This is a genomic window from Globicatella sanguinis (assembly GCF_002847845.2).
Lineage (GTDB): Bacteria > Bacillota > Bacilli > Lactobacillales > Aerococcaceae > Globicatella > Globicatella sanguinis.
The window spans coordinates 749,213-762,868 of record NZ_CP126962.1 but is presented as its reverse complement, the minus strand read 5'-3'; the positions used below and the strand labels follow the sequence as shown (position 1 = coordinate 762,868).

7 protein-coding genes are annotated in these 13,656 nt (G+C 38.3%); 5 read left to right on the top strand and 2 right to left on the bottom strand.

What is annotated here, in order from left to right:
- Positions 1-103: 103 nt before the first annotated feature.
- The 4 genes from speE (at position 104) to nspC (ending at position 4,292) form a co-directional block, all read left to right on the top strand.
- The gene (speE, locus tag CYJ72_RS03165; protein ID WP_284630415.1) at positions 104-943 is read left to right on the top strand and encodes a polyamine aminopropyltransferase; all 840 of its coding nucleotides are present in this window, start codon (positions 104-106) and stop codon (positions 941-943) included.
- 1 nt (position 944) lies between these two features.
- Complete coding sequence (gene speB / locus CYJ72_RS03160; protein WP_284630413.1) at positions 945-1,790, top strand: agmatinase; 846 nt, start codon at positions 945-947, stop codon at positions 1,788-1,790.
- 152 nt (positions 1,791-1,942) lie between these two features.
- Positions 1,943-3,142 carry a saccharopine dehydrogenase family protein gene (locus tag CYJ72_RS03155; protein ID WP_284630411.1) on the top strand — a complete coding sequence of 400 codons (1,200 nt, stop codon included), beginning with the start codon at positions 1,943-1,945 and terminating at the stop codon, positions 3,140-3,142.
- Between the two features lie 10 nt (positions 3,143-3,152).
- Positions 3,153-4,292: a carboxynorspermidine decarboxylase gene (gene nspC / locus CYJ72_RS03150; protein WP_284630873.1), complete on the top strand. Its 1,140-nt coding sequence runs from the start codon at positions 3,153-3,155 to the stop codon at positions 4,290-4,292.
- A gap of 766 nt (positions 4,293-5,058) precedes the next feature.
- Here nspC and CYJ72_RS03145 read toward each other — a convergent pair.
- Entirely contained in the window at positions 5,059-6,021 is a 963-nt protein-coding gene (locus CYJ72_RS03145) for an IS30 family transposase (RefSeq protein ID WP_284630089.1), read from the bottom strand.
- A 480-nt stretch (positions 6,022-6,501) separates the two neighbouring features.
- Entirely contained in the window at positions 6,502-7,464 is a 963-nt protein-coding gene (locus tag CYJ72_RS03140; protein ID WP_101975427.1) for an IS30 family transposase, read from the bottom strand.
- A 121-nt stretch (positions 7,465-7,585) separates the two neighbouring features.
- Here CYJ72_RS03140 and CYJ72_RS03135 point away from each other — a divergent pair, with 121 nt between their 5' ends.
- A complete protein-coding gene (locus CYJ72_RS03135) occupies positions 7,586-13,270 on the top strand; it encodes a DUF7507 domain-containing protein (RefSeq protein WP_284630409.1) in 5,685 nt (1,894 codons plus the stop codon).
- The last annotated feature ends 386 nt before the right edge of the window (positions 13,271-13,656 follow it).

Below are 13,656 nucleotides of genomic sequence, written 5' to 3'. Positions count from 1 at the left end.
AGAATAAATTGCTCAAGCAAAAATCAAAACAGGCTATCAATGATCTAGCCAACAAAGTAACAACATACCCAAACCAACCAATAAACACCAAAGGGGGAATAATATGGAATTATGGTTCGATGATTATCATCAAGAAGATGTTAAATTAGGCATTAATGTGCAAAAAGTCGTCCACACCGAACAAACGGAATATCAACATGTCGCGGTTTTAGACTCGAGAGAGTATGGTCGCATTTTAACGCTCGATGGCGAGTTAATTACGACGGAGAAAGATGAGTATTTCTACTCTGAAATGATGGCGCATGTGCCACTATCAGCCAATCCCAACATAAAAAATGTCTTAGTCATCGGTGGCTGCGACGGTGGCGTATTATGTGAATTAGAAAAATATCAATCGATTGAAAATATTGATGTAGTAGAACTGGATCAACGCTTAGTCGAAATTTGCCAAGAACATTTACCGGAAACCCGACCCTGTTTTGATGATCCACGAGTAAGTTTATACATTCAAGATGCGTTAAAATTTGTACGCCACTGTGAAAATACTTATGACTTAATTATTGTCGACTCAGCCAATCCCTTTGGTTTAAATGAATCCTTATTTACCCGTGAATTTTATGGCAATTGTTACAATGCTCTAACAGAACAAGGAATATTATTGTCTCAACAAGTCAATGCCTTTTATAACGAAGATGTCGAAGCATTCAAACATGTTATGAGTCGCTTAAAAGCAGTTTTTCCAATCAATGAGACGTATATGATTTCAGTACCGTCCTATGCAGCAGGTTATATCTTAGCTGGTTTTTCTTCTAAGGGAACGAGCTGGCAGGTCGATGAAGCCAATGTCCGTCTTCACCGCGAACGGATTGAAACCATTTATTATAATTTGGCTTTACACCAAGCAGCTTTTGCCTTACCTAATTATTTAAAGGAGTTGACCTAATATGAAACCTAATATTGAAACCTTTATCGCTTGTGATGCAAGCTTTGAAGAAGCAACGACGGTCATTTTTGGTGCGCCATATGATTCAACCACCTCTAACCGACCAGGGACTCGTTTTGCGCCGAAAGCGATTCGCAATGATTCTTTTGGTTTGGAAACTTATAGCCCGTATCAAGATAAAGACTTATCGGAAGTGAAAATATTTGATTCTGGAGACTTAGAATTATCTTTCGGAAGAGTAGATTTGGCTTTACAAGATATAGAAAATCATGCCCGTGAAATATTATCAGCCGGCAAAAGACCGTTAATGATTGGTGGTGAACATTTAGTGACTTTAGGTCAATTTAGAGCTGTCGCTGAGAAATACCCCGATGTTTGCGTGATTCAATTAGATGCTCATACGGACTTACGTCAAGAGTACTTAGGTGCTGAATTATCTCACGCTACGATTATCCGTCGGCTTTGGGATATTGTAGGCGATGATCGGATTTACCAATTGGGTATCCGTTCTGGCGAAAAAGCGGAATTTGAATTTGCTAAAGAACATACGCATTTAACAAAATTCAATCTTAGTGGCTTACCAAAAGCAATTGCAGATTTAAAAGATAAACCCGTTTATTTAACGATTGATCTTGATGTGTTAGATTCGTCTGCCTTTCCTGGAACGGGTACACCCGAAGCCGGAGGCATTGACTTTATGACCTTATTACAATCGATTATCGATATTGCCCAATTAAATGTCGTGGCCATTGATGTCAATGAGTTATCCCCGCATTATGATTTGAGTGGTGCTTCAACGGCTTTAGCAACCAAAATCATCCGCGAAATTTTATTAGCCTTTAACTAAGGAAAATGAGCTTAATCAACTTAATGACAAGGTGTCTAACCGGTTTATAACACCAAAAGAACCCAATCGTTATTAATTAAGATAAATGATGGACGAATCAAGAAAAAAATTAAAAATAAAATAAATTAGACAAGAACCAAGGAGGAAAGAAAATGGCAAAAGCATTAATTATCGGAGCAGGTGGCGTTGCGAGTGTTGCGGCACATAAATGTGTGCAAAATAGTGAGGTTTTCACAGAATTGTGTATTGCGTCTCGTACAAAATCAAAATGTGATGCATTAAAAGAAAAATTAGATGGAAAAGGGACGATTATTACCACAGCACAAGTTGATGCGGATGATGTGGATCAATTAATCGCCTTAATCGAACAGGAACAACCTGATATCGTCATCAACTTAGCATTACCATATCAAGACTTAACCATTATGGATGCGTGTTTAGCCACCAAAACACATTATTTAGACACCGCAAACTACGAACCAAAAGATGAAGCCAAATTTGAATATAAATGGCAATGGGCTTATCGCCAAAAATTTGAAGAAGCAGGCATTACCGCTATTTTAGGTTCAGGTTTTGACCCAGGTGTCACAGGCGTCTTTTCCGCTTATGCTCAAAAATATTACTTCGATGAAATTGAATACATCGATATTTTAGACTGTAATGGCGGTGACCATGGCTATCCATTTGCGACTAACTTTAACCCAGAAATCAATATCCGTGAAGTGTCTGCCAAAGGTTCTTATTGGGAAAATGGCGAATGGATTGAAACCGAACCAATGGCAATTAAACGTGAGTATCATTTCGACCAAGTAGGCGAAAAAGATATGTATTTATTACATCATGAAGAATTAGAATCTTTAGCTTTAAATATTAAAGGTATCAAACGTATTCGTTTCTTCATGACATTTGGTCAATCGTATTTAACGCATTTGAAATGTTTAGAAAATGTGGGGATGACCTCGATCGAACCGATTATGTTTGAAGGACGCGAGATTGTGCCGATTCAATTTTTAAAAGCAGTTTTACCAGACCCTTCAACCTTAGGTCCGCGTACCGTAGGTAAAACCAATATTGGCTGTATCTATCAAGGAACTAAAGATGGCCAACCAGTGAAATACTATGTTTACAATATCTGTGACCATCAAGAATGTTATCGTGAAGTTGGTTCGCAAGCCGTTTCTTATACGACAGGTGTACCGGCGATGATTGGTGCCATGTTAGTCTTGAATGGTACCTGGGCCAAACCTGGTGTTCATAATGTAGAAGAGTTAGACCCTGATGCTTTTATGGACGCTTTAAATGAATGGGGCTTACCTTGGCAAGAAGACTTCAACCCTGTATTGGTGGACTAAGATGACGGAGATGAACATTCCATGGGCCGTTGATCAAGTGGCAACGCCCGCCTTTGTGGTCGAAGAAAATTTATTACGTCATAATTTAGAAATCTTACAAGAAGTTAAAAGCGCTACGGGTTGTAAAATATTTCTCGCTCAAAAAGCCTTCTCGATGTATCATTATTATCCGCTGATAGCAGAATATTTAGATGGTACGACCGCTTCAGGGATTTATGAAGCACGTTTAGGACATGAACATTTCCCAGGCGAAGTTCATGTCTATTCGCCGGCATTTCGTGATGAGGAAATGACTGAAATATTGCCAATCGCTGATCATATTGTGCTCAATTCCTTTACACAATGGCATCGATTTAAACACTTAAAGAATCAAACAAAAGCTAGCTTTGGATTAAGAGTTAATCCAAATGTTTCAACTCAAGATGGCCATGCGATCTATGATCCCTGTGCACCCGATTCACGCTTGGGCATCTTAGTAACCGATTTTGAAGGACAAGATCTAACAGGCATTGACGGCTTACATTTCCATACCTTGTGTGAACAAGACTCTGATGATTTGGAAATTACCTTAAAAGCGATTGAAGCCCAATTTGGCGATTTACTATATCAAATGAAATGGTTAAACTTTGGCGGAGGCCATCATATTACTCGCCCGGGCTATGATATTGAACGCTTAATTCGTTTGATTAATCATATGCAAACACAATATGATTTAACTGTTTACTTAGAACCAGGTGAAGCCGTCGCGTTAAATGCGGGCTATTTAGTCGCATCGGTATTGGATATTACGCATAATCAAGGTGTCACGAATGCCATCTTAGATACGTCTGCTACGTGTCATATGCCCGATGTACTTGAAATGCCGTATCGACCGAATATTATTAATTCAGGACAACCCAATGAAAAAGCCTATACCTATCAATTTGGTGGACCTACTTGTTTAGCCGGAGATATTATTGGGACATATTCGTTTGACCAACCACTCGCAATCGGTGATAAACTAATCTTTTGTGATATGGCAATCTATTCGATGGTGAAGACCAATACCTTTAATGGCATGCCCTTAGCCAAAATAATGGCTACTGACAGTCAAAATAACCTTAGCATCATTAATCAATTCGATTACAATGAGTTTAAAAGAAGACTATAAAAAAGATTAATGTTTGTTTATAAAATAGAATCGCAATAATTAACTGAATCAAGACAAAGAACAGAATTGAATTTTCTCCATTGGCGAAAATTTGATTCTGTTTTTTTAACGAGGAAAAAATTGTCAGTTTTAGTTACAACTATCACTTTTAGCCGTCTAACTGATTTTTAGATAAAATTTCAAATTAATCAAATTTTTATCTAGTGAAAAGAAAACTGCTAATGTAACTTAACTTTTTAAGAATTAATTAAGAATACTAAATAATATTGCTTAAAACCCAATTATATGGTATTTTTAAACTGATAGGGTGTCTTAAAATTTAGGTTTGATCTACTATCTAAACGATATAACATTGAAGGGGGAATGTTTCATAATTTTAATTAAATTTATTTTTTACTATCCAAGTATTTTTGATTGTCAAATTAAGCTAGAATTTTTACCTAACACATAATACGTTTGCTTTTGTCTAATTGATAATTAAAATGGTTGTTCGAAAGTTCAAGTATAAATTAGCCACTGACTTTAAGGTTTCCACACCGTCAGATTTGTGGCAAGTGTAGTGAGTCAAATTGATGCATTAAATCGTTAGAGCTTTACTTGGATGCTCCGGTATGATACTCGCGAATAGCGAGTTGGGGAAAGGGTTTGGGTAGGAGACCCAAAAAGCATCCCCAAATCATCATGCCGGGCTAGGCACCAAGTCAAGCTCTAACAATCAGGTGCCTTACGCAATGGATTCACTGTCTTAACAAACACATTGTGTGCATTAGAAAGCATCTATCCATCCAAGTTCCTTACAACAATCGATAAAAACTTCAATTGGCGTTCGATAACCTAATGATTTTCGTGGAATTTCATTGCGGAAATGAGCTGTTTGGCTGAGTATTTCCTGCGATATATCGGTAAAATCCATCCCCTTAGATAATCCATCTCTTCGAAGTAGTCCATTAGAGTGTTCATTTAAACCTCGCTGTGACGGACAACCGGGATCAGCAAAGTAAATATTGATGTCATTGACATTTGAAATGGCTTGCCAATCAGAAAATTCTTTTCCACAATCAAACGTAATGGATTTAAATATATTTCTCGGTAAATAAGCAAACCAGTTATCACAAGCTATTCGCACATCACTTGCTTTCCGACTGTTAATTTTTATCGGGATGATGAGTTTACTGATTCTTTCGACCAGTGTTAGGACGGCACTCTTATGGTCTTTTCCGACAATCGTGTCACCTTCTAGATGTCCAAATTCTTTCTCATATTGTGGATTTTCTTTTTTACGATCTTCGATGGTGCGTCTAAAGTGTTGTTTACCTCTTTTTTCCTGATGCCCATTGGGTTTTCTCTTACCTTTCATCGGTAAAGTTGAGGGATCAAAGAGTTCCGAGTCTTTAAAACGACGATAGAGTGTTCGAGCTGTACATCCTAATGGTAGTTCATTCCGACCTATGATGACGTCAGGAGACCACCCCTGGTCCACTTTTTTCTTAATATATGTGATTTGTTTAGTGTTAAAGACCTTCTTTTTGGCACCACAGCGTGATTTATTCTCTTTATATTGATCGTAGTATTCCTGAATATTACCACTATTTTTAAGAAAATTAACGACGTTATAAATGGTTTGGATAGCTCGATTCAATTTTTTAGCGATATCCGTTACTTTTTTACCACTATCGTAATAATTTTCTATCCAAATCAATTCTTTCATGGTAAGATGTGTATAAGCCATTTGTGTGTACTCCTTCCTTAGCATGTGATTTTATGTTTAGGATACCATACAAATGGCCTATTTATTTTTCTAGCTTAATTTTACTATCCAAGTATTATAAAAATAGATTCTTTTTTTTATTTTTTGATTGTCAAATTAAGCTAGAATTTTTACCTAACACATAATACGTTTGCTTTTTTTCTAATTGATAATTAAAATGGTTGTTCGAAAGTTCAAGTATAAATTAGCCACTGACTTTAAGGTTTCCACAACGTCAGATTTGTGGCAAGTGTAGTGAGTCAGATTGATGCATTAAATCGTTAGAGCTTGACTTGGATGCTCCGGTATGATACTCGCGAATAGCGAGTTGGGGAAAGGGTTTGGGTAGAAGACCCAAAAAGCATCCCCAAATCATCATGCCGGGCTAGGCACCAAGTCAAGCTCTAACAATCAGGTGCCTTACGCAATGGATTCACTGTCTTAACAAACACATTGTGTGCATTAGAAAGCATCTATCCATCCAAGTTCCTTACAACAATCGATAAAAACTTCAATTGGCGTTCGATAACCTAATGATTTTCGTGGAATTTCATTGCGGAAATGAGCTGTTTGGCTGAGTATTTCCTGCGATATATCGGTAAAATCCATCCCCTTAGATAACCCATCTCTTCGAAGTAGTCCATTAGAGTGTTCATTTAAGCCGCGTTGTGACGGACAACCGGGATCAGCAAAGTAAATATTGATGTCATTGACATTTGAAATGGCTTGCCAATCAGAAAATTCTTTTCCACAATCAAACGTAATGGATTTAAATAAATTTCTCGGTAAATAAGCAAACCAGTTATCACAAGCGATTCGCACATCACTTGCTTTGCGACTGTTAATTTTTATCGGGATGATGAGTTTACTGATTCTTTCGACCAGTGTTAGGACTGCACTCTTATGGTCTTTTCCGACAATAGTGTCACCTTCTAGATGTCCAAATTCTTTCTCATATTGTGGATTTTCTTTTTGACGATCTTCGATGGTGCGTCTAAAGTGTTGTTTACCTCTTTTTTCCTGATACCCATTAGGTTTTCTCTTACCTTTCATCGGTAAAGTTGAGGGATCAAAGAGTTCCGAGTCTTTAAAACGACGATAAAGTGTTCGAGCTGTACATCCTAATGGGAGTTCATTCCGACCAATGATGACGTCAGGAGACCACCCCTGGTCCACTTTTTTCTTAATATATGTGATTTGTTTAGTGTTAAAGACCTTCTTTTTGGCACCACAGCGTGATTTATTCTCTTTATATTGATCGTAGTATTCCTGAATATTACCACTATTTTTAAGAAAATTAACGACGTTATAAATGGTTTGGATGGCCCGATTTAATTTTTTAGCGATATCCGTTACTTTTTTACCGCTATCGTAATAATTTTCTATCCAAATCAATTCTTTCATGGTAAGATGTGTATAAGCCATTTGTATGTACTCCTTCCTTAGCATGTGATTTTATGTTTAGGATACCATACAAATGGCCTATTTATTTTTCTAGCTTAATTTTACTATCCAAGATTTTAAAAGATTTTTAGGAGGGAAGAGCATGGAGAATGGGAAAAATAGGTTTTATCATGTGCATAAATTGATAACTTTCTTATTTTTATTTTTTCAGATATTCACGGGTAGAGAAATCTTGCTAGCAAATGCAGCAGATATTTCAAACGAAAACATTGTTACGAATGTCACAATGGAAGAAAATTTTACAAGTGGAGACGGTTTGAATGATCATAATGTCACGGTTTATGCAGAGTTTACACTTCCAAATACAGCTCAATCAGGAGATACTTTTTCGATTGTATATGACGAAAAACTTTCTTCAATAGGAAACGATACTGATATCCCCGTCAAATCCGCGAATGGGATTGTAATCGGGCAGATGGACATTGATGCTACAACTAGAACTGTCAAAGTAACTTTGAATGATAATGTTACAAAATATAACAATATTAAAGGAACCTTATCTTTTGAACGTGAAGCTGACAGAAGTGAGTTTACACAGGGTTCTGGGGAATATTCTTTCAACTTTATAACTGGTGATAAGACTATTACTGCAAAATCCAATATCCAATTTACAAATAGTGGTTTCTTTAACCATGGTTTAGCCAAATATCCAGTTTCATATGATCCAGAGACTGGGTTACATAAGTGGGTCATTATTGTTAATCCACAACAAGCTAATATGCCAGTGTCAAGACTAACTGATAGAGTGCAGTCAGGCAACATGACGATCGAATCTTATAAAGTTTATACTGCTACAACAGTCTATGAAAGTTTAGGTTATGAATTAGGTGAATTTTTAGGTGGTGCTAATGTTTCAGCAGGATCATTTAATATAAACTTAGATTCAGGAAGAGATTCATATATTATTGAAGTTTATACTAAAGGAGATCCCAAAGCACAAAATGCGTTTGAAAACTCTGCTACTATTGTTAGACCAGACAATAGTTACAGCACGGCTAATGCCTATATTTATCAATTAGATGCAAAAGCGGATGCAGAAGGTGAAGAGGTATCCTATGAATTTTATAAAATTGATACTTCTAAAAATCCTTTAGAGGGTGCGGAGTTTACAGCAACTAATGACTATGATCAAACTGAGGTTCATACATCTACTTCTGACGCTGAAGGTAAAGTAACATTTACAGGATTGAACTCAAATTCAGTCTATACGATTAAAGAAACAAAAGCCCCTAATGGCTATGTCACAGATGAGTCGTTCTATGCAGAGTTGAGTTTTGATGATCAAGGGAATGCTGTCGTAACTCTATATAATGCAAAAGAGGGAACATATTTAGATGGCAATACCCTACATATGGTTAACTCACCACAAAAACCAGGTATGACGGTAGAAAAATCAGCTACTCGTGTCACAGACAGTGCTGATGTAGCTTATGACGAGGTTAAATTTAAAGCTGAAGGAGATAAAATCTACTATAGCTTTACCTTTACCAACACAGGAACTAATGAAATTACCGCCATCACATTTACTGATGAAAAATTAGGTATTCACGATCAAGTGATTACCCTTGACACACCGTTAGCACCAAAAGATAGCTATACCTATGAAGTACCAACACCATATGTTGTCACAGCGGATGATGTGACCGCAGGTTCAGTGTTCAACACAGTGACTTCGACTGGTACGACACCAGATGGTGACACCCCACCAGGTGACGATGAGAACGAAGTCCCAGGTACACCAACACCAGGTATGACAGTAGAGAAAACTGCTACTCGTGTTACAGATAGTGCTGATGTAGATTATGACGAGGTTAAATTTAAAGCTGAAGGCGATAAAATCTACTATAGCTTTACCTTTACCAACACCGGAACCAATGAAATTACCGCTATCACCTTTACGGATGAAAAATTAGGTATTAAAGATCAAGTGATTACCCTTGAAACACCGTTAGCACCAGGAGCTAGCTATACTTATGAAGTGACAACACCATATGTTGTTACCGCAGAGGATGTGGCCGCAGGTTCAGTGATCAATAGCGTGACTTCGACTGGTACGACACCAGATGGTGACACCCCACCGGGTGACGATGAGAACGAAGTCCCAGGTACACCAACACCAGGTATGACAGTAGAGAAAACAGCCACTCGTGTTACAGATAGTGCTGATGTAGATTATGACGAGGTTAAATTTAAAGCTGAAGGCGATAAAATCTACTATAGCTTTACCTTTACCAACACCGGAACCAATGAAATTACCGCTATCACCTTTACGGATGAAAAATTAGGTATTAAAGATCAAGTGATTACCCTTGACACACCGTTAGCACCAGGAGCTAGCTATACTTATGAAGTGACAACACCATATGTTGTTACCGCAGAGGATGTGGCCGCAGGTTCAGTGATCAATAGCGTGACTTCGACTGGTACGACACCAGATGGTGAAACCCCACCGGGTGACGATGAGAACGAAGTCCCAGGTACACCAACACCAGGTATGACAGTAGAGAAAACAGCCACTCGTGTTACAGATAGTGCTGATGTAGATTATGACGAGGTTAAATTTAAAGCTGAAGGCGATAAAATCTACTATAGCTTTACCTTTACCAACACCGGAACCAATGAGATTACCGCCATCACCTTTACGGATGAAAAATTAGGTATTAAAGATCAAGTGATTACACTTGACACACCGTTAGCACCAGGAGCTAGCTATACTTATGAAGTGACAACACCATATGTTGTTACCGCAGATGATGTGACCGCAGGTTCAGTGTTCAATAGCGTGACTTCGACTGGTACGACACCAGATGGTGACACCCCACCAGGTGACGATGAGAACGAAGTTCCAGGTACACCAACACCAGGTATGACAGTAGAGAAAACTGCTACTCGTGTTACAGATAGTGCTGATGTAGATTATGACGAGGTTAAATTTAAAGCTGAAGGCGATAAAATCTACTATAGCTTTACCTTTACCAACACCGGAACCAATGAAATTACCGCTATCACCTTTACGGATGAAAAATTAGGTATTAAAGATCAAGTGATTACCCTTGAAACACCGTTAGCACCAGGAGCTAGCTATACTTATGAAGTGACAACACCATATGTTGTTACCGCAGATGATGTGACCGCAGGTTCAGTGTTCAATAGCGTGACTTCGACTGGTACGACACCAGATGGTGACACCCCACCAGGTGACGATGAGAACGAAGTTCCAGGTACACCAACACCAGGTATGACAGTAGAGAAAACTGCTACTCGTGTTACAGATAGTGCTGATGTAGATTATGACGAGGTTAAATTTAAAGCTGAAGGCGATAAAATCTACTATAGCTTTACCTTTACCAACACCGGAACCAATGAAATTACCGCTATCACCTTTACGGATGAAAAATTAGGTATTAAAGATCAAGTGATTACCCTTGAAACACCGTTAGCACCAGGAGCTAGCTATACTTATGAAGTGACAACACCATATGTTGTTACCGCAGATGATGTGACCGCAGGTTCAGTGTTCAATAGCGTGACTTCGACTGGTACGACACCAGATGGTGACACCCCACCAGGTGACGATGAGAACGAAGTCCCAGGTACACCAACATCAGGTATGACAGTAGAGAAAACTGCTACTCGTGTTACAGATAGTGCTGATGTAGATTATGACGAGGTTAAATTTAAAGCTGAAGGCGATAAAATCTACTATAGCTTTACCTTTACCAACACCGGAACCAATGAGATTACCGCCATCACCTTTACGGATGAAAAATTAGGTATTAAAGATCAAGTGATTACACTTGAAACACCGTTAGCACCAGGAGCTAGCTATACTTATGAAGTGACAACACCATATGTTGTTACCGCAGATGATGTGATCGCAGGTTCAGTGTTCAATAGCGTGACTTCGACTGGTACGACACCAGATGGTGATACCCCACCAGGTGACGATGAGAACGAAGTCCCAGGTACACCAACACCAGGTATGACAGTAGAGAAAACAGCCACTCGTGTTACAGATAGTGCTGATGTAGATTATGACGAGGTTAAATTTAAAGCTGAAGGCGATAAAATCTACTATAGCTTTACTTTTACCAACACCGGAACCAATGAGATTACCGCTATCACCTTTACGGATGAAAAATTAGGTATTAAAGATCAAGTGATTACCCTTGAAACACCGTTAGCACCAGGAGCTAGCTATACTTATGAAGTGACAACACCATATGTTGTTACCGCAGAGGATGTGGCCGCAGGTTCAGTGATCAATAGCGTGACTTCGACTGGTACGACACCAGATGGTGACACCCCACCAGGTGACGATGAGAACGAAGTCCCAGGTACACCAACACCAGAAGAGACAACAACGACAACAGAAACTACTGTTGAGGAAACGACTTCTGAAACAACAGAGGAAACGACTTCTGAAGAAGAAACAACGACAACTGGCGAAACAACAACGGAAGAACCAACATCTTCTGAAACAACTACTTCGATTGTGACAGTGACAGTAACAGATACAACTTCATCAACTGAGGCACCTCAACCAGAGTTGTATGATGCTTCTATTAAGAAAATTGATCAACATGGTAATGCCGTTAAAGGTGTAACTTTCGAATTGTATCGAATCGTTAAAACGATGGTAGAGGATGCACCAGTAACAGTTGAACCAGCAGCAGTTGATACATCTGAAGTTGATGCAGCCATCGAAGCGTTAAATGAACAGATTGCTAATCTACAAAATCAAGTAGCTGTTTTAGAATCAGAACACGGAACGGTGATTTCTTCAGAATCAGTTGAACCGATTGTTGAAACATCAATAGTTCCAGAAGTTACGGCTGAAGATGGTACAATTATTGAAGAAAGCTATGTAACAGAAGTGTATATTGACCCTGTTACGGAAGCTCCAACTGTAATTGATCATTCAGCAGAAATCGAAAGTTTAAATGCACAAATTGTTCAATTACAAGAACAAGTGGTCGCGAAGTTAGCAGAGAAAACTGCAATGACAACGGAAGCAACCACAACGGCAGCACCAGTCGAAAGAATTGAAGAAGTTAAGATTGGTTCGTATAAAACTGATGCAAGTGGATTAGTACAAGTAAAAGATTTAGTTGAAGGTGAATATTACTTTGTTGAAACGGCAGCGCCAGCTGGCTATGATTTCACAAATGAACAATATCATTTTAACTTACCAAATGATAAACCAGTGTTGTTCACTATAACAAACTTCAATAACAATACTACAACCGTTGAAACGGAAACAAGTATTGTCACTGAAACAACAGAAGAATCGACCACACCAGGTGAAGAAGAAACAACAACACCAGGTGAAGAAGAAACAACAACACCAGGTGAAGAGGAAACAACGACACCAGGAGAAGAGGAAACGACCACATCAGGTGAAGAAGAAACAACAACACCAGGTGAAGAGGAAACGACAAAACCAGGTGAAGAGGAAACGACAAAACCAGGTGAAGAAGAAACAACAACACCAGGTGAAGAGGAAACGACAAAACCAGGTGAAGAGGAAACTACCACACCAGGTGAAGAGGGAACAACTACACCAGGTGCTGAAGAAACGACAACACCGGGTGGAACAACACCAAATAAACCAACAACACCAAACACACCAAATAAACCAAATAATCGTAAACATTTACCAAATACTGGTGAGTCAATCATGAATAAGATTGTTACAACCACTATTGGTATTGGATTATTGGCTGGAGGATTCTTCGTGTTTCGTTCAAAACGTGAACATGAGTAATCAAATCTTCAAAAATTAGACAGCTAAGTCATTAAAATAGCATTCATAGACTACTACCTAATTGATTGGGTAGTGGTCTTTTTGTGTAATGAAGCTTATTGATTATAAAATTCGTGTGAGACATATTTTGAAAATGCACTTCTAGTTTCGCTGTCTCATCGATTTTACTGTCTCATCGATTTTAACAGTAATGAAATGTTTACATTGAAAAGATACATATGATATGAAGTGTTGTAAACTCATAAATCAATGGTACTTTTAGTAGATACCTATCCATATACATATCATAATTATTTTTAGTAGTTAACTAGCAATACTAATAGAAGACATAGCAACCTTTACTAAATTCAATTTGCAACATAAAACTACCCTTCAATAATAAAATT